Annotated in this window: 21 protein-coding genes; 6 read left to right on the forward strand and 15 right to left on the reverse strand. The window is 35.1% G+C overall.

The window, feature by feature from the left end; genetic code table 11:
• Positions 1 to 96 precede the first annotated feature (96 nt).
• Complete coding sequence (locus GTR01_RS08065) at positions 97 to 477, forward strand: VOC family protein (RefSeq protein WP_160137333.1); 381 nt, start codon at positions 97 to 99, stop codon at positions 475 to 477.
• A 136-nt stretch (positions 478 to 613) separates the two neighbouring features.
• Here the strand turns inward: GTR01_RS08065 and GTR01_RS08070 are convergent, their stop codons facing one another.
• Positions 614 to 3079 carry an SEL1-like repeat protein gene (locus GTR01_RS08070; protein ID WP_160137334.1) on the reverse strand — a complete coding sequence of 822 codons (2466 nt, stop codon included), beginning with the start codon at positions 3077 to 3079 and terminating at the stop codon, positions 614 to 616.
• Between the two features lie 15 nt (positions 3080 to 3094).
• Positions 3095 to 5395: a tetratricopeptide repeat protein gene (locus GTR01_RS08075; protein ID WP_160137335.1), complete on the reverse strand. Its 2301-nt coding sequence runs from the start codon at positions 5393 to 5395 to the stop codon at positions 3095 to 3097.
• Positions 5396 to 5628: 233 nt separating this feature from the next.
• Between GTR01_RS08075 and GTR01_RS08080 the strand changes: the two genes are divergently transcribed.
• From GTR01_RS08080 to GTR01_RS08095, 4 genes are all read left to right on the forward strand, one after another.
• Positions 5629 to 6387 carry a hypothetical protein gene (locus GTR01_RS08080; protein ID WP_160137336.1) on the forward strand — a complete coding sequence of 253 codons (759 nt, stop codon included), beginning with the start codon at positions 5629 to 5631 and terminating at the stop codon, positions 6385 to 6387.
• Positions 6388 to 6546: 159 nt separating this feature from the next.
• Positions 6547 to 7314, forward strand: a complete 768-nt coding sequence (locus GTR01_RS08085) for a hypothetical protein (RefSeq protein ID WP_160137337.1) — start codon at positions 6547 to 6549, stop codon at positions 7312 to 7314.
• A gap of 307 nt (positions 7315 to 7621) precedes the next feature.
• Positions 7622 to 7747, forward strand: a complete 126-nt coding sequence (locus GTR01_RS24835) for a hypothetical protein (protein WP_317167589.1) — start codon at positions 7622 to 7624, stop codon at positions 7745 to 7747.
• Positions 7748 to 7841: 94 nt separating this feature from the next.
• Positions 7842 to 8288: a KTSC domain-containing protein gene (locus GTR01_RS08095; protein ID WP_160137338.1), complete on the forward strand. Its 447-nt coding sequence runs from the start codon at positions 7842 to 7844 to the stop codon at positions 8286 to 8288.
• Positions 8289 to 8613: 325 nt separating this feature from the next.
• Here the strand turns inward: GTR01_RS08095 and GTR01_RS08100 are convergent, their stop codons facing one another.
• From GTR01_RS08100 to GTR01_RS08120, 5 genes are all read right to left on the reverse strand, one after another.
• Positions 8614 to 11799 carry an efflux RND transporter permease subunit gene (locus tag GTR01_RS08100; protein WP_160137339.1) on the reverse strand — a complete coding sequence of 1062 codons (3186 nt, stop codon included), beginning with the start codon at positions 11797 to 11799 and terminating at the stop codon, positions 8614 to 8616.
• Positions 11800 to 11806: 7 nt separating this feature from the next.
• Positions 11807 to 12868: an efflux RND transporter periplasmic adaptor subunit gene (locus tag GTR01_RS08105; protein ID WP_160137340.1), complete on the reverse strand. Its 1062-nt coding sequence runs from the start codon at positions 12866 to 12868 to the stop codon at positions 11807 to 11809.
• Positions 12869 to 12877: 9 nt separating this feature from the next.
• Complete coding sequence (locus tag GTR01_RS08110; RefSeq protein ID WP_160137341.1) at positions 12878 to 14245, reverse strand: TolC family protein; 1368 nt, start codon at positions 14243 to 14245, stop codon at positions 12878 to 12880.
• 96 nt (positions 14246 to 14341) lie between these two features.
• Complete coding sequence (locus GTR01_RS08115; RefSeq protein ID WP_160137342.1) at positions 14342 to 14935, reverse strand: TetR/AcrR family transcriptional regulator; 594 nt, start codon at positions 14933 to 14935, stop codon at positions 14342 to 14344.
• 224 nt (positions 14936 to 15159) lie between these two features.
• Positions 15160 to 15987 (reverse strand): S1 RNA-binding domain-containing protein, encoded by an 828-nt coding sequence (locus GTR01_RS08120; protein WP_160137343.1) that lies wholly within the window; start codon positions 15985 to 15987, stop codon positions 15160 to 15162.
• Positions 15988 to 16115: 128 nt separating this feature from the next.
• On the opposite strand from GTR01_RS08120, the gene GTR01_RS08125 reads away from it, so the two are divergent.
• Entirely contained in the window at positions 16116 to 16562 is a 447-nt protein-coding gene (locus GTR01_RS08125; RefSeq protein WP_160137344.1) for a hypothetical protein, read from the forward strand.
• A gap of 338 nt (positions 16563 to 16900) precedes the next feature.
• Here GTR01_RS08125 and lpdA read toward each other — a convergent pair whose 3' ends face one another.
• The 8 genes from lpdA to recQ all read right to left on the reverse strand — a co-directional run bounded on the left by lpdA (position 16901) and on the right by recQ (position 25257).
• A complete protein-coding gene (lpdA, locus tag GTR01_RS08130; RefSeq protein WP_160137345.1) occupies positions 16901 to 18304 on the reverse strand; it encodes a dihydrolipoyl dehydrogenase in 1404 nt (467 codons plus the stop codon).
• A 127-nt stretch (positions 18305 to 18431) separates the two neighbouring features.
• On the reverse strand, positions 18432 to 18779 hold the full coding sequence (locus tag GTR01_RS08135; protein WP_160137346.1) for a hypothetical protein: 348 nt from the start codon (positions 18777 to 18779) through the stop codon (positions 18432 to 18434).
• 130 nt (positions 18780 to 18909) lie between these two features.
• Positions 18910 to 19569, reverse strand: coding sequence for a hypothetical protein (locus GTR01_RS08140; RefSeq protein WP_160137347.1), 660 nt, complete (start codon positions 19567 to 19569; stop codon positions 18910 to 18912).
• Between the two features lie 58 nt (positions 19570 to 19627).
• Positions 19628 to 20764: a helix-turn-helix domain-containing protein gene (locus GTR01_RS08145; protein ID WP_160137348.1), complete on the reverse strand. Its 1137-nt coding sequence runs from the start codon at positions 20762 to 20764 to the stop codon at positions 19628 to 19630.
• On the reverse strand, positions 20764 to 21120 hold the full coding sequence (locus GTR01_RS08150) for a DUF2489 domain-containing protein (RefSeq protein WP_160137349.1): 357 nt from the start codon (positions 21118 to 21120) through the stop codon (positions 20764 to 20766). Before GTR01_RS08150 ends, GTR01_RS08145 begins: the two co-directional genes overlap by 1 nt.
• Position 21121: 1 nt before the next feature.
• Positions 21122 to 22201, reverse strand: coding sequence for a glycosyltransferase (locus GTR01_RS08155; protein WP_160137350.1), 1080 nt, complete (start codon positions 22199 to 22201; stop codon positions 21122 to 21124).
• Between the two features lie 313 nt (positions 22202 to 22514).
• Positions 22515 to 22964: a hypothetical protein gene (locus GTR01_RS08160; RefSeq protein WP_160137351.1), complete on the reverse strand. Its 450-nt coding sequence runs from the start codon at positions 22962 to 22964 to the stop codon at positions 22515 to 22517.
• An 88-nt stretch (positions 22965 to 23052) separates the two neighbouring features.
• The gene (gene recQ / locus GTR01_RS08165) at positions 23053 to 25257 is read right to left on the reverse strand and encodes a DNA helicase RecQ (protein WP_160137352.1); all 2205 of its coding nucleotides are present in this window, start codon (positions 25255 to 25257) and stop codon (positions 23053 to 23055) included.
• Positions 25258 to 25347: the final 90 nt, after the last annotated feature.

Consider the following 25347-nt stretch of genomic DNA (forward strand, 5'->3'; position numbering starts at 1 on the left):
AGGGAACATAAATATTCCCAATTTCAGCTATAAATAACACACTAACAGCCTACAAATCCTGATATTTGTAAGGATAATATTTCAAAACAAAGAATTATGAAGATTAAAAACATAGACCATATTGTATTAACGGTAGCAGATATTGATAAAACCATAGAATTCTATACTCAGATTATGGGTTTTGAAGTGGTGACCTTTGGAGATAACCGAAAAGCACTCACTTTTGGAAATCAAAAGATTAATCTTCATCAAAAAGGTCATGAGTTTGAACCCAAAGCTGAATATCCTACCAGTGGTTCCGCAGATCTTTGTTTCATTGCTCATACAGATATTCATGATGTTCTGGAGGAACTGAAGCAAAAAAATGTAGAAATCATCGAGGGCATCGTAGATCGCACAGGCGCTTTAGGAAAGATAAAATCTGTTTATTTCCGTGATCCGGATCAAAACCTTATTGAAGTGAGCAACTATTCTTGAGCTAATAATCAATAACTCATACTTTTCCTATAGAAAGTAATTTAAACCATTAAGATTTTTAATAAGTAGCTTTTCTTAGAGCAAAGCTCTTCTTAACAATCCTTAAATTCTTATTTTATCTTAATGGTTTAAAAATTTATTCTTCTAGATCCATATCATTTTCTTCTCCAAATTTTTTCCAATACTGGTATTTTTCCGGATCGACAAAGGCAGGATCTTCTTTATAGAAGTATAAGAGTCTTCTCAATGCTGTAGTGTAATATCCATGCTGCAAAGACTTTTCATAGTGTTTAATTGCTTTTTTGATGCTTACTTTTACTCCTAATCCTTCATCATACATAATTCCGTAATAAATATCGGAATAAGCGCCTTCTGTATCTTTTCTTAGATACCGCTGAAGATTGGCAAAATCACTTTTCTGATAATAGATTTCTGCAAACTTTTCATCATTATAATAGTATTTCTTTTCGGCCTGTTTATAGTAGTCTAATGCCAGGTCATAGTCCTGTAATACATATTCACCATAAAAATATAACAATCCAAGATTCTGCATGGCCAGCCCATCTCCTAATTCTGCGGACTTTCTGAAACACTTTAGAGCTTTTTTAATATCCTGAGGATATCCCACCCCACTCTGATAATGATAGCCAAGGTTATTCCAGGCAATGGCGTGATCTTTTGAAGCTGCTTTTTCATACAAGGCAAGCCCCTTGTCCAGATTGTAGTATTCAGGATATTCATCATGAACATAAATATATCCAAGTTCCACCATCATATCTGTATTTCCGCGGCGTACTCCTATTTCATATAACCTTACAGCTTCTTCAATCTTTCCCTCTTCAGTATATTCTTCGGCTCGTGACATCAGCGTTTTATCATCAAAATACTGTTCGTAGTCTGAACCTTTGTTTTCCGTCCATACTTTATAAAAATCAAGGAAATATTTTTGATCTTTTCCACGAAGGTTATGTCTTTGTTCATAGAAAGCTCCCAGTTGATGATCGGAAATCTGATGCAGTTTTCTTTCAGCATCAAGGATAAACATTTCATTCCCTTTATAAAGGCAAAGCATCTGTTCATTATAGTCTATTCCTTCTCCAATATAATCGTAAATATCGCTTTGCATTTCTGTTTTCTGATCAAAATAGAACATCCCTTTTGAGGTGGTCACACGGAAAATTTCTTCTCTGCAAGCTTCTATTTTTTTATATTCTTTAGATGAGGGCAGCAACCAACGGTCTTCAGCAGCATTATACACTCCCCAGCCATTTTCATCAGACATCAGAAATACATCCTTCATAAACTGGGTATACCAATCCCTGTGGATATTTTCAATCGTATGTTCTTTCAACCTGAATTCACCTGATTTTATATCGTAGATATACCATTCCTTAGCTTTTTTGTAGGCAAAAGAAGTATAATAATCTATAAGCATCAGCGTATCTATGTCATTATCCAAAAGGCTTCCATCAGCTTTTAAAATACTGTTTTTTTTCTGAAATTTATTCGGTTTAACCCAATAGTATCCTCCATTAATTTGTCCCAACACATCTTCAGGATATTCACCCAGGAAAACACCGCCAAAGGTATAAAAGGCTCTCTTGGAGCTTCCTTCCAATCTATGGTAAAGAAATTCGGAATAATCAAATTCTAAAGGCTGATCAAAAGACTTTGCAATAATCTGTTTATTGGATACATCAATAAGGTGATACTTGCCATCTTTTTTAGCATTGAAAAAATAGACATGCCTTAACATCTCCAGCTCTTCATATTCACAAGGAATCACTATTTCTCCGGTAGCGATATTAATGAGCCCGCATAGCTGATCAATTTCTATGATCCCATAATTTTTGCCGTCAATAAAAAGAGCATCATACCCTTCCTCATAAATACAGTCAATAAGTATTTTCCCATCATTTCTCAGATACCCGTACTTACTATTTTTCTGTACAACAGCAATTCCTTCCTCAGTAAAGGCGAATATTTCGTCATAAACTGCAGGAGTGATGATATTTCCTTTTTTATCTTTTAATCCCCAAAGACCATTGTCTTCAAAAGATTCTGAAATATCTTTATACAGATCTTCATTCCAATACCCGAGGCCATAATCAATCCAGTCTGTTTCAAGCATTTCTAAAAAGGATCCATATCCACTTCTGGCTACAATCTCTTTTTCCAGCCATCCAAGGTTCTGTTTAGCCATCGCTTTATCATACAGCCTGCTCTTTTCCTTGATCTCTTCTACCCAGTTTTTGGCCTGATCAGAATGTTTTTCTTCACTCATATTGAAGACATCCCATCCATTGATCATTAAAGTATCATAGGGAAGGTCATCCAACATCTCGAACATTTTATTAACGGGTTCATAGTATGCTTTTTTATAAAGCAACTGATAATGTTCACCCAACAACTGGTAGAATGATTTCAGTCTTTCTACTCCATTTGTTTTATCAAAGTACAGGAGTTTTCCTTTTGATCTTGGATCACAGGAAAATAAAGGGAGAAACAATTCCGGAATCTCATAATTCCATTCTCCAAGATAATATGAATATTGGTCTCCAGTTTTTGAATCTACATTGTATACGTAAAGACGATGTGCCATTTTTTTCTTTAATGATTAAAATCCGAATTTAGAGAACAGCCCCGGTTTTTTCCACGAAGCTTTATATTCATCAGCAATAGGATCATAGTCTGCAACAGAACGTACCTGATCCAATATCGCATGGGCTTCTTTTAAATTTCCAGCCTGATACAATACCACTGCTTTTGCCAGTTCAACACTTTCCACCAGATCATCATAACCCCATTCTTCTGCATTGTAAATAGTAGTGAATCGTTCCGCAAGTCCTAAAGTTTCATTTTTATTGTTCAGCTTTTCATAAGTCCTGATTCCATAGCTTAGCCAAAGAACATATTCTTCCGGATCCATTGCTATCTCACATTCGGCATCATATTGAGTGAAAACAGCTGCCGCTTCCTGATAATTTCCCTGAAGAAAATTGCTCTTAACGATCATGTAAATGGTTTTTGCTTTATCGAAAGCATCCAACAGGAATTCTTTTTTATTTTCAAGATATCTTTTCGCTGCTAAGGCTACTTTTCCATAGTTCTCTTCCTCATTATAAATCTGCATCAAAGCGTACTGAGGGTTAGCTTCCTGTGGAAAACGTTCTGCCATCCCTTCATAATGAGCTTTCCTGATATGAATATCCTGGCTGTCCAGATGATGAAATAACATACCTTCCAATTTATTTTTTGCAGCTTCCAGATCCCTGTAATCATACTCATCAATTTCAGGATTTTCCATGGTACGTTGATAGGCATAGGTAAGAACTTCTTCCGCTTCTTTATAAACATCATCAGCTCCCAGCAATTCATGAAGCTGAACCTGAAGTGCCCTGTTGTAAAGGCTTTTATAGAAATATTCATCGCATTCTCCATAAAGACCGAAGTAGATATTCAGTGCTTTTTCTGCTCTTTCATAATTTCCTCCATTCATCAAAGCATCAATCAGGGTCAGGTGAAGTTCCATAAATTCTGAATATCCGAGTCCTTCAGAAGCGGTCTCCACTGCGGCCTGATAATCTCCCAGCAACGAATATTTAATGGCCAAATTATTGCAGCACATCGCTCTGGTATGCAGATCATTGTAATAATCACTTTCAAACTTACCTTCTTCAAAATATTTTCGAAATGCTTCATGTGCCTGTTCATATACCATACGACCCACTTCATGCCATTTCAGTTTATCATTTTCATCTTCCAATGCATCTATACACTCATTCACCAAAACCCCTTCGTTGTAAATATCTGTCGGATCATCAGAAAATACAGGAAGTTCAGATGGTATTATTCCATTTAAAAAATATTCTGAGTCTGCTTTTCTTCTCCAGGCTGTAGCATTGGATGATAGTTGTACGGCTTTTTCCAATAAAGGAATCGCTTCAGCATAACGTTCGTTTTCGTATAGGAATGTACCTGCAAAATGATATCCTGAGAACAGTTCCGGATGGGAATTGATAACTTCAAGAGCATGATGGTAGTAAAAGTCTACGGGAATATTCAGTAAATCGTTATAATTTCTTTCAATAATCAGTTGATAATAGAAAACATCAGGATTGTGGTATCCTTTTCTAATGAGTTCTGCAAAACGTTGATGCCATTCTACCAGTTTTTCGTGAATATGTAATGCTGAATTTTCACCTTTGATGGCTTTTAACATCATTTTTAATGAAAGATCCGGAACGTTATTTTCATAGGCAATATCAGCAAGGTTGATAAAATCATATTCGTTTCTGCTTACAAAAGCAGCATGTTCCTTGTCAATAAGTGCTGTAAGCTCTTCTCCTGAAACCATTTTTGTACGGTCTAGTAAATAGATCTTTTTAATCCAGTAAAGCGAGGTATTTTTGTCTCTGATCTCACGATTATCAGCATCTGCTTTTTTAGAATAATACATTGCCGCTTCAAGACTATTCAAAAGGGCTTTATTTTCTTCCAGAGATTCATATATTTTAACTAAGAAATCATAGCCATATCCAACATATTCCGGATCCTCCAGCATACGTTCTGCATAGCCTATAAACTCTGCTTTATTTTCCTGAGTGATATGCTTTTTAGTTCTGGCAATCTGCATTAGGGTATATTCATTTCCTAAAGGATAATCCAGAATGTTATAGAGTGCTTTCTGATGATTGGGATTAATTTGCAGGATTCTGCGCAAGTAAGGAATAACAAAGTCTCTGATGGCATCATAAACCGCCTCATGTCCTTCATAATACACAATATCATGATAAACCACTGCCATTAAAAATAAGACCTCTTCGTCATCAGGGTGAGATAATAAGTATTGCTCTCCTTCTATAATACACTGTTCCAGGTCTCCGCTATAAAACAGTTGTTCTAAATTGTCGTACATTATTAATATTTTGTCTATAATTCAATCATTATATTTCCATTTCGCTTCAGCAAAATCCGGATTTATAATATAGGGCGTGCAAAATATAAAAAACAAAAAGAAAAACAAACGACACCCACTATAAATACCTGAAACCAGTGAGTAAATAATTCTGATTTATAGCAGGACTTGATACTTTAAGTATTAATTTTAGTCCGAAATTCAAAAAGTATAAATTTTTCAACCTCAAAAACATGAAAAAAGTATTTACAGGACTTTCTTTGGCTCTATCAGTGATGATAATCGCTCAAAAAGCACCTGCTAAGAAGAGCCCACTGGTTCTTTACAGCTATCAGACTTTTGGATGTGACGTTAAAGGATATTTTGATCCTTCCAAATATAACAAAGAAGAAATAGATGGTACCTATAAACTCATATCTCCTCTAACCCCGTCTCCCTTTTCTTCTCTCATTGTTTTTAACCCTAACAAATTCGATCTGGTACGCAGCAATAGCACTCAGCTTTTACAACAGGCTGAGAAAGAATATCTGGTACGAAAAAAGGAACTTGAGGAGCTTACACTCATCAATCTTCCGATATGGCAAAAAGAACGGGAAGAAGCTATACAACTTTTGGACAACGAATATCAGCTTTATAAAAGTCTTCTTATGGGCTATGCTGATCCGCAATCTCTCTCAAAAAGTAAGTTTTACCCTATCTGTAAAGAATATGCTGATGCCATGACCACCAAGGATAAAGAAAAAATGTATCTGGCATGGAAAAGCTTATTTGAGCCTAAAAAAGGAGAAGAACCTTATTCCGGAACATTGGATGTTTTTAATTCTAAATGGAATGATCCCCGAAAAGATGACTATGCTATGATTGACCTTATGAATGCTTTTAACAATTGCGCCAACCATAGCTTCAGAGCAAAGGCAGATGAGGATAACACTCTATTTAAAACTTTCGAGAAGGTTTTCGTCAAGCTGAAAAGAGATTGTGATGAGCCTTAAAATTTCAGAAAACGGCCTGTTTAAAGCAAAAAATCAAAATTCTCATTAAATAATAAAAATAACTGTATAAAATTGGTTAAATTCTTTAGTTTTCAAATTTAAAGCCTTAATTTTGTAGGGAAATTTTAGAAAATTCGGATTCTTTCTACAACTATGCGCATGGAAAAAATGATGGTCGGGCTCTCCCTGACTTTATCTGTTATTGTTTGGGGACAAAAAAACCCTGTAAAAACCACTAATCTGACACCGTACAGCTATCAGACATTCAATTGTGACAACAAAGGATATTTTGATGCTTCCAAATATGAAAAAGAGGAAATAGACGGAGTTAATAAACTTTTATACAAGTATAATGGGGTTCATTTTGATACGAATCCTATTTTCAAACTTTCCAGCCTTGAAGATATCCGTAAGAATAAAGAAGCACATCTTGAAAATCTTGAAAAGCAATATCTGGAGAAGAAAGAAGAACTTTATAACCTTAAAGTCATCAATCTTCCTGTTTGGAAAAAGCTGTACGAAAATGCCATACAAACTTTTGAAAACGAGTATGAACTGAACAAAGAAGAAATCTTGGCTTTTTCTGATCCTTCTACCCTTAAAAACAGTAAATTTTACGAAACCTGCAGAGAACCTATAGATGCCATATCTTCTCCTGACCGAGAAAAAATGTTTGCCTCCTGGAAAGCTTATACAGAGCTTAAAAGTAAAAACAATGCAGATCCACAAGGGGTGATGAACCGTTTCAATACTAAATTTAATGATCCTCAAAGTGAAGATTATGCATTAATTGATATGATCGGACTTAGTTTTCACAATTGTGCCAACAGCAGCTTCAGACAGAAACGCGATCAAGATGAAGGCAATATGTACAGGGATTTTGACAAGATCTTTACCAAGCTGAAAAGAAATTGTGACGAGCCTTAATAACGAATCGTTCTTAAAAACATTATAATAGCAGTACTCATTTTGGGTACTGTTTTTTAATGGCAGACTAACGAAATTATATTATTTAAAAATAATCTCCACCTTATGACCACTGAAGAATTTGTAAAAAAATTTTTATCTCGAAAAATAGAATATTTTCCATTCAGCTTTTGACCACCAATCAGAATACAGAACTCTTGTCTCAAAGAAAATTGAAGAATTAAACCTGGATAAACTTCAGACTGACCAACTCAAAAGTATTATTTCCGATCTTTTAACGGATACTTTTTACACGATTCTACTTGGATTGGATGGATCTGCAAGTATTGGAGACTCACAGGAAAGTTTTAAAATATATGATGAAAATGAGCAATTAATTTCAGAATGTGGTGATTTGGAAGGGTATGCTTATGAATATTTTCATGGAGAATAAAGATTTAACACCTCAATTAAATTAATAATGAATAAGTTACATTTTTTTCAATTAATTTCCTTAATTTTGCACCCCGAAAATAAGAATTCAAAATATGAAACGAATAGGCGAACATAGAACACTTCTTGGAGTTGATAAAAATGTAACTTTAAAAGAGTTAAAAACAATTTACAGAAATGTGATGAAAGATACACACCCTGATAAATTTATCAATGACGAAGCAGGTAGACTGGAAGCAGAAGCAAAAAGTAAGTCTGTGATTGAAGCCTATCATTTTCTGGTAAGCATTAATCCTGAAACTCAGGAAAAATACAAAGAGGAATATACAGAAACGATTACCCAATCTAATATTCAGGATTTTTATCTTGAAAAATCGATTTTAACGGTTCTGCATTTGAATGGTAAAACCTATGAATATATGGGGGTTCCAAGAAACACCTACATCAAAATGGTGAATGCTGATTCTCCGAGCCGTTTTGCAAGAAGACACATCTACGGAAATTTTGTCTTCAGAAAAGCTGGAGAGGCTATGGCAGACTAATTTTTTTCAATTGCAATATATAAAGGCTTTCGGTGGATACCGGAAGCTTTTTTATTAAAAACCGGGTAAAATACTATGTTTTGGCTAAAGCCAATATTCATTCTATAACATTAAGCGGGCTAAAGCCCGCTCCTATTGATAGGATATTTTTATAATTTACCGTCATAACATCAATAGACATGGGCTTTAGCCCATATTACAAGTTCAAAAAATCCATACGGCTTTAGCCAAAACTTACAACCCATCTATTATCTTTACAATCTAAACAAAAAAGCGCCTCAGAAAAACCTGAGGCGCTTTCGATTAATTAAAGGTATATGATATTTTATTTGTCTAAATGCTTAGGCGTAAATCCGTCTTCATTTAATTCTCTGTGTTCATAATCAGCCTTCATTTCAGCTTCGTAGTCTACTTTATTATCTTTACCCATTCTTCTTAGAATAGAGTCAAATAAAGAGTATACTACCGGTACAATGATCAAAGTCAGGAATAGTGATGATGTTAAACCACCAATTACTACCCATGCAAGACCTTTGTTCATCTCAGCTCCGGCACCTGTTGCTAATGCAATCGGTAGCATACCGAAGATCATCGCGATTGTTGTCATCAGGATCGGACGAAGACGGGCGTGGTTAGCCTGGATCAATGCATCGTGAGTGGTTGCTCCCGCTGCTTTTCTAGCATTGGTAAAGTCAACGATCATAATCGCATTCTTCGCAACAAGACCAATCAACATGATCATCCCTAACATGGTGAAGATGTTCAATGAGTTAGCGGTTAAGGCAAGGATTACCATTACCCCGATCATCGCTAATGGAATAGAGAACAATACTACGAAAGGATATACAAAACTGTCATACAATGATACCATTACAAGATATACCAATACGATAGCTGCTAATAACGCAATTCCTAACGTACCGAAACCTTCCTGCTGGTTTTCCATATCACCACTCCAGATGTAGTCTACCCCAATAGGTTTTTTACCATTCATAAACTTAGCTGCCCATTCGTTAGCTACGTCTCCTACCGGTCTACCTACTGCTTTAGCTCTTACTTTTACAGAAGGAGATTTATCTCTACGCTCAAGCAAACTTGGCCCTGAGCCCATTTTTACATCAGCAAACTGACTCAAACGAACCTGCTGCCCCTGAGGGTTTGTAAAGATCAGGTTTTTAACATCATCAATAGACTGTCTGTTGAAGTCTCCAAAACGGATGTTGATGTCATATTCATATTCTCCTGCTTTAAACTTTCCGTCTGTATTTCCGTTAAATGCAGTTTGCATCGTCTGTCCTACACTTGAAAGATTTAAACCTAGAGAAGCCATTTTATCTCTGTCAAGAGTTACCTGTACTTCAGGATTACCAGAGTCTGTAGATAATTCTGCATCTACTGCTCCCGGAACTTTTTTCAATAACTCAAGGATTCTTGTTGCTTCTTTTACTGCGGTTTCATTATCTGGTGCTGTTACCACCATTTCAATCGGAGCGTTTTCCGCACCCATGATACCAATCGGAGCTGTTTTGAATTCTACACCTGTAAATTTCTCTTCTAATGCTCTTTTTACTTTCGCAGCTTTGATGTTGGTACTTTCAGAACGCTCAGACTTATCGGTTAAGTTTACCTGAACCTCAGATTGGTAAGTTGTTGCCTGAGCACCACCAAAACCTGTTGACTGCTGTCCTACCGTTGTAATTAAGTCTACAACATCTTTATCGTTTCTTAAAAACTTCTCTACATCCAGAGTTAACTGGTTTGTCTTTTCAATCGTTGCATCTTTTGAAAGCTCCATTTGTACTAAGAACTGACCACGGTCAATTGGTGGGAAGAATTCACCTCCAATGAAACCAAATGCTACCAATGAGAATGAAGATAATAAGATAATGAAGGTAATCACTACCGTAGCAATTCTTCTTAATGTTGTTTTCAGACACCACTCAAGAATATCTGTAATCCAGTGTGTAAACTTGTCAATTAATCCTTCAAACCAAAGGATAAATTTCTCGAACCAGTTTTTACCCGTCAAATGCTCCAGCTTACCAAATCTTGATGATAGCCAAGGAATAATGGTAAATGATGCTAACAAAGATAATAAGGTCGCAATAACCACCGTGACGCAGAACTGTGCCAGGATGTTTGCTACAAGCCCTGAACTCATTGCAATCGGTAAGAATACCACCACAATTACCAAGGTAATTGCTGCAACGGTAAATCCAATTTCTGATGCTCCGTCATACGCTGCTCTGATTTTACTTTTACCCATCTCCATGTGACGGTAAATGTTTTCCAGCACCACAATCGCGTCATCCACCAGGATACCTACCACAAGGGAAAGCCCTAGTAAACTCATCAAGTTCAAAGTATATCCCATTAGGTTCATTCCGATGAACGCTGCCACCAATGAAGCCGGAATAGATACCATTACGATGAATGCGTTTCTGATACTGTGAAGGAACAATAGCATTACAATAGCCACAAGGATAATCGCTAAGAATAAGTCGAAAATAACGTGGTTAGCGGATTCCAGGGTAAAGTCTGTCGTATCATTTACTACTTTTACTTTGATTCCCTGAACTTTATAAGCTTCTTCTACTGTTTTAATTGTTTTCTGAACACTTTCAGATACAGCCACTGCATTCGCATCAGACTGCTTTTTCACCTGCATTAAGATTGTAGGAAACTGATTGAATCTTGCCACTTTCTCAACATCTTTCTGAGAGTCAAAAACGGTTGCAACATCAGATAAACGTACTTGTGCTCCGTTTTTGTTGGAAACCACAAGCTTATTCATTTCCTCAGTAGACTTATATTTTCCGGATAGTCTGATCGTAGATTTTGTTGTTCTTGTTTTCAAACTTCCTGTAGGGAAATCAAGGTTTGATGAAAGAATCGCCTGTTGTACATCTCCTATTGAAAGGCCATATCCCTGCAATTTTTTCTCATCAAGGTTCACCTGAATTTCTCTTTCCTGTCCACCCACTAGATCAACCTGCGCTACCCCATTAACACGGGAGAAAATCGGCTCAATCTTTTTATCTAGTAAGTCATAAAGATCCTTACTGTTTAACTTATCTGATGAAATACTCATCGTGATAATAGGTAAATCATCCAAAGAGAATTTATTCAGTGACGGTGCTTTTACGTCTTTAGGGAAATCAGCCAAAATAGCATTTACCTTACGCTGTGCATCGTTCAAGGCAAAGTCAACATCTGCACCATTGTTCAGCTGAACCATGATAACGGATAAACTTTCGTATGAAGAAGATTCTACTTTTTTTACGTTTTCCAAGGAACCTACGGCATCTTCAATCTTCCGGGTGACGGAGGTCTCCACCTCTGCTGGTGAAGCTCCCGGATACACCGTGGAAATCGTTACCATATTGGTTTCAAATTTCGGAATCAATTCGTATCCCATGAGTGTATAACTCAGGATACCTCCCAACGTCAGAATTGTAAATAATACAATTACCAACGAGGGTCTTTTAATCGATATTTCTGCTAACTTCATAAACCGATTACTTTATAATGTTTACTTTAGATCCGTTGTCCAGGTTGATCTGTCCGCTGGTTACTACTTGCTCACCACCGTTCAATCCGCTTAATACCTGTACCTTGTCTCCGTAAATTTTACCAACAGTTACTTTAATCAATTTAGCAACACCATTTTCAACTACAAATAATTGTCCTGAGCTAACTCCGTTTACAAACGCTTCCGCAGGAACAGTCAGCATATTCTGAGTTTCTGCGCCATGGTTTGTTTTAAACACTGCTGTAGCATACATCCCTGCTTTTAGGTTTCCTCTGTTCTGAACTTCAATCTCAACAGGGAAATTCAAAGAAGCATCACTTTTAGGAGCGATAAATGTAATTCTACCTACGAAAGAATCTTCAGGTAATACGTTAACATTAATTGGAACTTCCTGACCTAACTGGATTTTTCCAACCTGACTTTCGTCTACTAAAACAGAAAGCTTTAAGCTATTGATATTAACAATCTCAAACATTGCTGTTCCTGGAGACACTACAGTTCCCGGTTCAACCATTTTTTTGTTAACAGTACCACTGATTCCTGCACGGATGCTTGTATCGTTTACTTTAACTCCCTGAGCTTTTACTGCTGCCTGCATATTTTTCAATTGCAGTCTTGAGTTATCAAGCTGTTGCTTTGTAACTCCGCCTGTTTTGTATGCATTTTCATAACGTTGGTTGTCGATGATAGCATTCTGCAAATTATTCTGAGCCTGGGTAACATCCACTTCGATAGCATCTCTTTTAATAGTTGCCAACACCTGGCCTGCTCCTACTCTTGAACCTTCTTTTACTAAAACGCTCACAATACGTCCTGAAATCTCAGAAGACTGGTTCATTTCCTGTTTAGGAAGAAATGTTCCGTTTGCGGAGTAATCTGTGTCGATATTTTCTCTCGCAACTGTTACGATGTTTACGTTGATTTTATCTACCTGCTTAGCAACTTCCTTTACTTCCTGAGTCTGTTTTTCTTTGTTACCAGCAATCTTGTACGCTGCCAACCCTACGAGAACAGCTGCTACGATGATATATATTAAAGTTTTTTTCATTTTAGTTTATTATAAGTTTTGTAATGTGTTTAGCTCTCCTTTTGCTTTAATTACCTTGATTTCAGACTGCTTATAGTCCAGCAGTGCATTAGCATAATTCTGTTTGGCCTGTGTAAGTGAATTCTCGGTATCTAATACTTCAGTAAGTGTTGCTAAACCATACTGGTAGTTAGACTGGGTATTTTTCTGTACTTTTTCTGCAAGGTCTACATTATCTTTCATGCTCTGAATATTGATAATGGCATTTTCCATATTAGAAATAGCATTTTTATAATCTAAACTCAAGTTCAGCTTTTTATTCTGAATATCCTGATCCAGATCCTGGATATCAATTTCCGACTGCTGGATCTGAGCTCTGGTAGCACCTCCCATAAAGATCGGAATCTTAATCGCTAAACCAATTGAAGCATAATCTCCCCAGTTTGTTCCCTGGCTTGATCCTGTAGTGTAAGGAAATTTATTTCCCAACCCTTGCCATCCATAGTTAGCCGTAAGTCCCACTGTAGGATATAAGTTGGCTATCGTTGCTTTTTTGTTGTATTGTAAAAGTTCTTTTTGTTTATTTAAGACTTTTAACTCTGAACGGGTTTCCAGATTTACATTGGTTGCCAATAGCTCAGGATTAGGTATAATTTCTTTATCCTCAAGTTCGATAGGGTTCTCAATAGGAACTCCCATATAAAACTTCAATGAATTTTTTGAAACTTCTACTGCATTAATCAATTGCTGCTTATTAGAACCAATATTGGTAAGTTGAACATTTGTTCTGTCAAGATCGATAGGTTTAGCCAAGCCGTTATCCACCAAACTCTTGATTACATTTCTTACTCGTTCTGTATTCGCATAGCTTTCCTGTATTGTTTTCAGATTTTCCTCCTGAACAAATACCTGATAATAAGCTGTTGCAACATTTTCAATGATCTGCTCATTGGTTAATTCTGAATTTAAAAGGTAAAATTCACGAGTTGATTTTGCCGCTTTAAGACCAATAAAAACTCTTTGATCAAAAATGTTTTGATTAAGTGAAACAACATTTACAGATTGCCACTTGGTTCCGAAAGCAACAGGAATGAGTTCTCCAGGTTTACCTACAATCTCTCCCGGAAGAACCGTTTTTTGCAAGATAGGATTGTACGTGTTGCTGATTGTTGCACTGATTTGAGGTAAAGCTCCTGCTCTGGCCTCATCAATCTTATATTCGGCTTTTTTAACCTGTAAGGCTGCTTTCTTAGCTTCAGCCTTATTCTGGAGTGCCTGTTTTATTGCTTCCTGCAGAGAAACCTGCTGCTGGGCGGACACCGATGAAAAACCGAAAATCATAAATGCTGCAGCTATCCCAATCTTTAGCTTTTGAGCAGTTATACGTTTTCTTTTCATAATTTTATACTTCGTTTATTTTTTAATTTTTAATCCTTGTTCCTTGTTGTTTTATTTCTAACTGACGAATCATTTTAAGAAATACTTTAGATTTTTTTAATTTTTAAATAACATATTGATAATAATTTCTTTTCTTTCTGAAATAATCTTATCATATTCTTCGTCATTAATCATCAGATTTTCCATAAACAAAGGTCTTATTGCACTTGGAAAAACCAATAACGAAACCATATTCAGAATAAACTGAACGGGAGCCATTTTTTCAATATTTCCCAATTCCATTTCTTTTTCAATATCCCTATACATGGTTTCAAGAATATCTTCTTCTATTTCTCGCTGATGGCAGGTTCCTTTATTGATCTGTGAAACGATATAGGTTTCCAGATATGGGTATTGAAGGCTCGTAGAAAGACTGCTTTCTATAAACTTGCTGATCTTCTCTTTGAATGGAAGTTCTGAATTCTGAATAATTTTTGATTTTTCCTGCTCCACTTTCTGAGCTTCATCAAAAATGATCTGAATAAGTTTGTCTCTTGATCGGAAATAATAATTTATAAGGGTTCTATTCACTCCTGCTTCATCGGCAATCTCCTGCGTAGTAGCATCAAATTTTCCTTTCACAAAGAATAATTTCTTCGCTGTCTCCTTGATCAATTCCTGTGTTTGGTCTTTTTTTGCTTGATTTGACATTTTTGTTAAACAAATTTGTGCAAATTTAAACGGAATTTTATTTTTGACAAAATTGTTAAACAAAAAAATTAAACAAAATTGTTATGATTTGCATCATGTTTTGGAAATAAAGTTTGGATTTTTAAGATTGAATATTATAGTGAAGAATACTATAGAAATCTTATTTCAAAAGGATTTGGAAATAGATATAACAAAAAAAGAGCAGAAAATTCTGCTCTTTTTTGTTATAATAATTTGATTTTATCGTCTGAAATATCGATGATCTTATCTTTATACAAACCTCCGATTGCTTTCTTGAAATTCTTTTTACTCATCTGAAGCTCATCTTTGATTTCTTCAGGTGTAGATTTGTCTGAAACATACAGAAGGCCATAATTTTCTTCCAGTTTGTCTAAGATCTTTTGTTTGAACTCATCAATGTTTTCAAATCCTTCCGGCTGTAAAGAAACATCAATTTTCCCATCTTCACGGATTGCTTTGATATATCCTTTTTCTTCCGATAGTGGATACAGTTTTTTGAAAACATCAGAAGTATATATTAAACCAATGTATTGTTTATTGATAACCACATTCCAACCCAACTCACTTTCATTCATCATAATAAGATCTACTTTATCTCCTTTTTGGAATGGAAGATCTTGGTATTGTGGGTTTCTCTTGAATTTTGTAGTTCCGGTAATCAATTCCATATCTTCATCTACATAAAGATAAACAAGATACCTTTTGCCTTCAACAATTTTGGTTTTCTGCTGCTTGTACGGAACAAATAAATCTTTAATGATTCCCCAGTCCATAAATGCTCCGCTCGGAAGACTCTGTACACAACTCATTACTGCAAATTCACCTACTTCTGCCAAGGGAATCTCTGTAGTTGCCTTCAATTTATCATCATCCTGGTATACAAATACCTCAATGTACTCTCCTATTTCCTGTTCCTCACGAATGAATATTTTAGGAAGAAAAGCTTTTTCACCGGATTCTTCATCTATTAAGATCCATCCTGAATTGAGTTTTTCTGAAATTTGTAAAGTCTGGGTTTTTCCGAGTTGCATTGATGATAAAATTAGCTGACAAAGGTACGGAAATTTGAAGACTATAACCTAGTGAATATATTTAAGAATTGTTTTATATTTTAAATAGTCTTTAAAACCAGTACATTTGAATGTAAAATAACCGAAACATGAAAAAATATTTTGTAGCTGTATTTCTCCTTTCTCTTATAACTGCTAATGCTCAGATATTGGATAGAACTGCTGTGAATCTGGCATATCGCTATACCGGAAGAAATGTTTTACAGGCAGGATTGGAATTCAGACTTGGAGATTCTAATTATAAATCGGTCATTCTTGGCCCCTCAATGCTTTATACACGCATTAACGAAACTAATAAATTTATACCGGAAGCGAATGCTTATTATACCAATAATGGTCAGTTATATGGTGTTTCTATCAATCAATATGCAATAGAACCAAGAATTGGAATTTCATTATTTAACCTCTTCTTTCTGAATACAGGATATGCTTTTCCAATCCATAAAGAAAAGTATTTTAAAGGAATTACGTTTGGGATTCAGTTTAATATTGCTCCCAATCATTCGAAGTTTTATGATAAGATGAAGATGATGTAAATTTTGTGAGTATTTAATGGCATTAACTGATTTGTTCTCTCGCAGATCTGGCTGATTTCGCAGATTTTTCTATGATTGATAAATTGCAGTATTAAATATTTATGCCATCTGTGGAGATTCCACGCTACACTTCGTTGCGCTCTGAATGACAGAAGTTAGTTATTAATTGGGAAAACAAATTATAGAAGATAAATTATAGGATCAAGTACCTGCGCCATCGTTGAGATTACTTCACTTTCGGTTCGTAATGACAAAAATACTGGTAGGGATAAGACAAACAAAAAGAGGAGCAATTTGCTCCTCTTTTATTATTTAAATGATTAAATTTTAATCAAATATTACATGTGGATAGATCTTTTTGCTGTAGCATCTAATGCAGCTTCTTTAATCGCTTCTGCATACGTTGGGTGAGCGTGAGAACTTCTTGCAATATCTTCAGCACTTGCACGGAATTCCATTGCAATTACTCCTTCAGCAATAAGGTCAGCAGCTCTAGCTCCAATGATGTGCATTCCTAAGATCTCATCAGTTTTTTCGTCAGCAATGATCTTAACAAGACCATCAGTGTCACCACTTGCACGGCTTCTTCCTAATGCTCTCATTGGGAAAGATCCTACTTTGTAAGCTACTCCTTCTTCTTTCAACTGCTCTTCAGTTTTACCAACACCTGCAACTTCCGGCCAAGTATAAACAACACCAGGAATTAAGTTATAGTTGATGTGTGGTTTCTGTCCAGCTAATATTTCAGCAACAAGAACTCCTTCTTCTTCAGCTTTGTGAGCAAGCATAGCTCCTTTGATAACGTCTCCGATCGCGTAGATGTTAGCAACATTAGTTTGAAGGTGATCGTTTGTTTTTACTCTTCCTCTTTCGTCAAGTTCTACCCCTGCTTTTTCAAGACCAAGACCATCTGTGTAAGGTCTTCTTCCTACAGAAACTAAACAGTAATCTCCTTCTACAACTACTTCTTCTCCTTTTTTATCTTTAGCTGTAATTTTTACAGTATCTCCGTTTCTTTCTACTGCTGAAACTGCTGTAGAAAGCATAAACTTCATTCCTTGTTTTTTAAGAACTTTAGTTAATTCTTTACTTAAAGCTCCATCCATTCCAGGGATGATTTTATCCATGAACTCAACTACAGTTACCTGAGCTCCTAATCTTAAGTATACAGATCCTAGTTCAAGACCGATAACTCCACCTCCGATTACTACTAAATGCTTAGGGATTTCCTTTAGGTTTAAAGCTTCAGTAGAAGTAATTACTCTTTCTTTATCAAGAGAAATAAAAGGTAAAGATGATGGTTTAGATCCTGTTGCAATGATCGTATATTTAGATTCAATGGTTTCAGAAGAACCGTCATTCTTAGTGATTTTGATCTGAGTAGCAGATTCAAAGCTTCCCAATCCTTCAAAAACAGTAATCTTATTTTTGTCCATCAAAAAGTTGATCCCTTTAGTCGTTTGATCAACAACTTCGTTTTTACGCTCAATGATTCTTGCAATATCTGCTTGCGGCTCATTGATAATAATTCCATGGCTTGCAAAATTGTGTTTTGCATTTTCAAAATGCTCAGAGCTGTCAAGAAGCGCTTTTGACGGAATACATCCAACGTTAAGACAAGTTCCGCCTAAAGTTGAATATTTTTCAATAATTGCTGTTTTGAAACCTAACTGTGCTGCACGGATCGCAGCTACATAACCACCAGGACCGGAACCTATTACGGTAACATCGAATTGACTCATGTTATTTTATGAATTTGTTTATTATTATCTAACTTTATTCTCACAAATTTACATATAAATTACCAAGCACCAAAGTGAGTTTTATCAATTTTGAGATCAAAAAATTTTAAATACCTTAACGCGGTTATCAATCTAGCTGCAGACTGCCTTTTCCGATAGTTCCTGTACTATCAAAAAACGAACCTCCATACACATACCATTCAAGACTTTCCAAATACTCTACTGCATTTTCCGGAGTTATATTTGGACGATCTTTTTTGGAAACAATTCCCTTGTACCATCTTCCTGATTTGGAATAATGCTCATATTCAACAAAATAATGAATCCATATTCTTTGGCACAACTTACACTGTTGAATGCTTACTTCTCCATGTCTTCCGTTAGTATGATCTATTCCTAATTCGGAACTTCTAAATTCAGTATAATTATGGTCAGGTTTTTCACAAGCACATCCTATTTTAGGAATCATATTCATTGTATTCTTATTTAAAACGCAAAAATACTAAAAAACCCATCAATCGGAAGTTACAATCAAAATATACAGAAGTAAGAGGTCTTTTATATTCAAACATTTCTACCTATTTACTGAGAACATTTTAAGGGAATTATGGTTTTGTCATGACTTTTTGTTTTTTCAGCCGAATATAGATTTTAATATTAAAAAAAATCATAATAAGTGTCATCAGCAAAGAAGGAAGGATCTGACTATAAGGTTTAAAATCAGGCAAAAGAGTTCCTACAAATGCTGATAAAAGGGCTCCCATTGCACTGATCATTTTACTGGAATGCTCATAACGCCATAGATTCCCATATTGGGATATCGGAATACCATATCGAAAAATATCATAAGAAACTACCAACAGCAGATATCCTACTCCAGAATAAATCACCACAGGATTCCAATAAAAACCAATGGATTTAAGATAATAGATAAACACTAAGGCTATAGCTAAAGCAGCCACCATCACCAAAAGATCTTTGATGTAAAATCGATTTGATTTTTCTTTTAATATTCTGAATCCCGAATAGGTATTGTAACCCGCTAAAACTGTAATCAGTAATAGAAACAGATTTCTTTTAAATACAATGACTCCGAAAGCCCCAGTCGTTACCACAATGATCATGCAATAGATAAAAAGATATCCGAGCTTTACATGTAGAGGAGTTCCTTTTGTTTTGAACAGGATCAGAAATCCAACAATGAGGGCAATCGTTCCGCTGATGACATGTACAATAATGTTACTTAAATGAAGAGGTGTGTCCATAGTTTTTTTGAGGACAAAAATCCCACAAAACACAAGTCTGATCGTCCTAAATGATCGGTTAGGACTCTTTTTTGATAGATCCGGACTTCTTAAATTCAGATGGAGTCATTCCTGTTTCTTCCTTAAAGATCTTATTGAAAGTAGATTTTGAATTAAAGCCAGACTCAAAAGCAATTCCCAAAATGGAATATTTTTCATACTCAGGATCTTTCAGCTTTTCTCTGACCTCATCTATTCTGTAAGCATTCACAAATTTGTAAAAATTGGTATTAAGCCCCTGATTAATTGTTTGAGAGAGTTGATGAGTAGAAACATTCATCAATAAAGATAATTTTTGCAAACTCAGCTCTTCATCAAGATAAGGTTTTTCTGTTTCCATGAATTCCAATAGTTTTTGAGAAAGACTATCAGAACTGTTTTTATTCTGAATATTAGTTTTCTCTTCTTGTTTCATTACTATATTCACATCAAGAGTTCCCTGCTGATTAAAAACAATACTTTGCCTTAAACTAAAGAATACAATACAGAATAAATATCCGCTCTGCACTGCGGCAACAATTTGAAAGATCTTATCAAAAGGGATTACATCCGTACGGGTTCCTAAAGCAATCATACAGAAAACACCAATAAAAAGAATAATTAAGGAAACGATTATATATTTCAGCCAATTAAGATTGATCTTTTCAAGAGCAGAATAATATTCCGGAAGCATTTTCTGATATCTTTTTAAAGCCAGAAAACATAAAATAATATATACAACAGGCACAGCAGCCATTGGAAAGGTTAACAGATCTAACACTCTGCTTTGCTGTTTTTCAACAAAATAAGGAATACTGCTCTTGAAGGCAATCCGGCTATAAAACAGTGAAATTCCAATAAAAATTAAGCTGTAACAAATATAAAACAAAGAATGCCGAATTAGACGGTCTAAGCTGAACTGAATATTAAAAGTAATCGAAATGACATACAAGTAAAGCATTCCCATACTCAATACCGGAAGCGCAAAGCCAAAGGGCTGAACTATTTCAGGAAGTAAAAATGGAAATAAATAGTACACAAGATTAACAATACCAATCAATAACCAGGCGATAAGATAATAATCGGAAGAAATATTTTTCTTTTTGGTAAACAGTAAAGCAATGCACATCAATGCAATAACAATTCCCGAAAAAGCAATGCTTTCCAATATCATCATTAAACAATCGTTTTGATATACTGAAGCTTACTGACAAGCTCTCCACATTTCTGTAGCACCCGATCCCTGTATTGTTCTTCAATGGTAGATAATCTGGCATCTAATGCGGTTAAATATTCCTGATTATAAACTTCTCTTTCTTTGGGTAAAGGGAAAAAACTTGTTTTTAAAGAAAATTCTTTAAAAATATCAATATCAATTCCTTCTAGAGAGGAAATATGTTCAATCTGGTCATAAAAATATTCCATCTTCAAACATCCTTCACGAAGATCAATCTGCCTGGTAAACATTGCAATGGCATTGGAATGCATTTTTTTGATGTATCGGTTCCGTTTCAGTTCTTCAAACTTATTCATATTATTTGATAAGGTCAAGCAGTACCTTTTCATATTTATCCAGAATAATATTTTTTGAAAACCGGGATTTAATAGAGTTCTTTATCGCATCACGGTTATAGTTCTCATGCATCACGTTGATGATTTGCTGAGCGAAATCTTCATAGTTTTCAATATTGGCAATTTCTCCATTCACATTATGCTGAATGATCTCATTAATTCCTCCCGGGCAATTATTGGCTAATGAATAGGTTCCACAAGCTCCGGCTTCCAGAAGTACATTAGGAAAGCCTTCGTATCTTGAAGAAAGGATAAACAAATCCGCATATTTTAAGAACTGATAAGGATTCTCCTGTCTGCCATGGAAAATAACATTTTTCAACCCAAGAAACTCTTTCATTTGAAGCAATACTTCTTTGTCTTTTCCATCTCCCAGAATGTGAAGCATTATATTTTCATTTTTGAGCCTTGAAAATACTTTCAAAAGGTTGTCAAATCCTTTTCTGGCTGATAAGTTCCCGATGGCGACTACATTTTTGTAATTATATTTAAATCCTTCAGGTTTTAAAGAAGTTCTTAGCTTTTCATCAATAAAATCAAAGTCCACAGGGTTATTAATCTTGACAATTTTTTTCTTTTTAATATTAAAATTATCTACTAAATCCTTCATCATATCATCACTCTGCGCAATGATTTTCTGATAGTTATTGTAAAAATTATAGAAAAATTTGATTTCTTTCCTCGTGACATGCTGAGTCACAACATTTGTTTCTCTGGCAATAAATTTTGTTCTTGGAAAAAGCTTGATAAATAATGATAAATAAGCATTTACTTCTCCAAATCCGGAAAATACAATATCAGGTTTTCGTCTGTAGATTTCTCCTAAAATAGGTTTCAAAGAATGTCTGATTCTCTCTGTATTGATATCGATGATTTCAACATCTTTTTTCAAAAAATCAAGATATCCGCCTTGTTTACGCAACAGCAAAATCTTAGGCTCAAAACGATCCCTGGAAAGATGATTTGCAATGGTGGTAACTATTCTTTCTGCACCTCCGGTTTCTAAGTCCGGCAGAATAAATATGACAGATATTTTTTTCATCAGTTAAAGTTACTAAAAAGTTTAATTACAAGTCAAATATTCATTTTACCATTACTAGTAAAACAATTTCAATTTTTAAATAGGTGTTTGTTGGAATTCGCAAAGGCGCAATCTGTTTTTTAATATCTATTGCTATAAGACGCAAAGATTATCTCCGATAAAATTGTAAACTGCTAAAATCTGACTTTACCTTTAATTGTCATTAATCATCTTATTGGTAAAAATCTATGTGGCTCTGTGGTTTAAAAAATTTCGAATCACAGAGCCACATAGAATATTATAATGTCTATATAGAATTCACAATTTCATCATCCTAAAAGTAGTTTTCAAAAAACCATCCAGTACCCGGAATTGAATCCAGTTTAGATTTGGCTTCAGGATGTTCTGAGACCCATTTCATTAATTCAGTATTATTCTTTATATGATCATGTACAGGAATGCTTATATAAAGCGCATTGTTATGAATATGATTCTTTAAATATAATACCAGAAATCTTTTATCTACCTGTTGCGGCCCCTTAGAAAATGGCATTTCTCCTTCAGTTCGTCCTTTATACTCTTTATTATCTACCTTAAATGTGTACAGATAATAATAACCAGTGCCTCTTCCATATGGTTTAATTTCATGAATTGTACCGATAGCATATTCTCCGGTTTTCTGATAATTTTTCTTGAAATCCTGCCTAAAAAAATAGTCGTAAGTAATAATACCTATTATGGCAAAAAATAAAATTACAAGGTAATTTTTCTTTAAAAATTGCATTCAGTATAATTGTATTAGTTTTTACTAAACTACAACAAAAAAGCTCTTCAATTGAAGAGCTTTTACTATTTTTTTCATATTTCATTCCTTAGTTGGCAACGTCACTGATAAACTTAATTCTCAGCATTCTTACCTCTTCATCAGATAGTTCGTCTCCAAACTCATCCAATAAAATTTTCATACTGTCACTTTCAGATTCGTTCATAAATTCCATGAAGCCGTCTACGATATCTTCATCAAAATTATCTTCAATATAATAATCGATGTTTAATTTGGTTCCCTGATAAACGATTCTTTCCATTTCTTTCAGAAGTTCATCCATAGAAAGGTTTTTGGCTCTTGCGATATCTTCAAGATCGATCTTCTTATCAGTACTTTGGATAATGAAAACCTTGTGGCTGGATTTATTAGCCACCTGCTTCAATACCATATCCTGAGTACGTTCTATATTGTTATCTTCAACATACGTTTTGATGTAGTCTGCGAATTCTTTACCATACTTTTTGGCCTTTCCTTCTCCTACTCCATAAATTTTGTTGATCTCATCTATCGTAATCGGATATTGAACTGTCATATCCTCCAAACTCGGATCCATAAATACTGTATAAGGCGGAATTCCGTGTTTTTTGGCTACTTTTTTTCTTAATTCTTTTAATAGAGTAAATAGTTTTTGGTCTAACCCTCCTCCGGCTTGCTGCTGTAACTGATCACTATCTGCTTTAGCTTGTGTAAGATCAAATTCTCTGTCTTCAGCAATAAGGAAAATATCTTTGGATTTGCCTCCTAATACCTTTCTTCCTTTTTCTGCAATTTTTAAAACACCATACGTTTCAATATCTTTCTGCAAGAAATTCTGAACCGTTGCCTGTCTTAAAATGGTCTTCCAATAATTGTCTTTTTCTTCTTTTCCAAAACCAAAATGAGGATTCTGTTCCAGCTTATAAGACTTGGTAACCGCAGTTTCTTTTCCTACAATAACGGAAATAAGATCTTTTGCCTTAAATTTTTCTCCTGTACCATTAATCAATTCAAGAACTCTCGTTAAATCATCTGTAGCATCCTTTAATTTAGGTGGGTTGGATGAATTATCACACATTTTGGCACCCTCTCCTTTCACAGGATCAAAGCTTTCTCCAAAATAGTAAAGGATATATTGCCTTCTGCTCATTGAAGTTTCAGCATAACCTACCACTTCATTTAAAAGCTGTAATCCGATTTCTCTCTCAGATACAGGTTTTTGAGCCAGAAATTTCTCCAGTTTTTCAATGTCCTTAGGATCGTAGAATGCTAAACAATGACCTTCGCCACCGTCTCTTCCCGCTCTTCCGGTTTCCTGATAATAACTTTCTAATGATTTTGGAAAGTCATAGTGAATTACAAAACGTACATCCGGTTTATCAATTCCCATCCCGAAAGCAATGGTTGCTACAATAACATCCACTTCTTCCATTAAGAATTTATCCTGATTGGCGACTCGCACTTTTTGATCAAGACCAGCATGATAAGGAAGAGCATTAATTCCGTTGACTTGCAAAAGCTGGGCAAATTCTTCCACTTTTCTTCTGCTCAGACAATAGACAATCCCTGATTTTCCTTTATGCTGATTGATAAATTTAACGATCTCTTTATCTATATTAATTTTAGGAGTTACCTCATAATATAGATTCGGACGGTTGAAACTTTCTTTAAAGACCAAAGCATTGGTCATTCCTAATGTTTTCTGAATATCATCCTGAACCTTCGGTGTAGCGGTAGCCGTAAGGGCAATCACCGGTACACTGGCAATTTTATCGATAATCTGTTTAAGGTTCCTGTATTCCGGTCTAAAATCATGTCCCCACTCTGAAATACAGTGAGCCTCATCAATAGCAAAGAAAGAAATCTTAACTTCCTTTAAAAAGTCCAGATAATCATCTTTTATCAATGATTCAGGAGCTACGTACAAAAGCTTGGTCTTCCCGCTTTTAATATCGTCAAAAACCTGTTTTGTCTGTGTTTTGTTTAATGATGAATTTAATACATGCGCTACCCCATCCTCGGATGAAAGCCCATTTACGGCATCCACCTGATTCTTCATTAACGCTATTAAAGGTGAAACAACAATAGCTGTTCCCTCCGAAATAAGTGCCGGAAGCTGATAACATAATGATTTACCACCACCTGTAGGCATCAAAACAAATATATCCTTCCCATTCAATAGGTTTTCTATGATCTGTTCCTGTTGTCCCTTAAATGTAGAAAACCCAAAATACTTTTTCAATTCGCCTGATAAATTGGCTTTTTTTGCGCTCATCTAATTTTCTATTGCTAAATTTGCATCTAACCCAAAGTTATAAAAATTCTGCTTAAAATAAAAGCGAACGAATTTATAAAAAATAAAATT

This window comes from Chryseobacterium sp. c4a (genome assembly GCF_009900745.1).
Classification (GTDB): Bacteria; Bacteroidota; Bacteroidia; order Flavobacteriales; family Weeksellaceae; genus Chryseobacterium.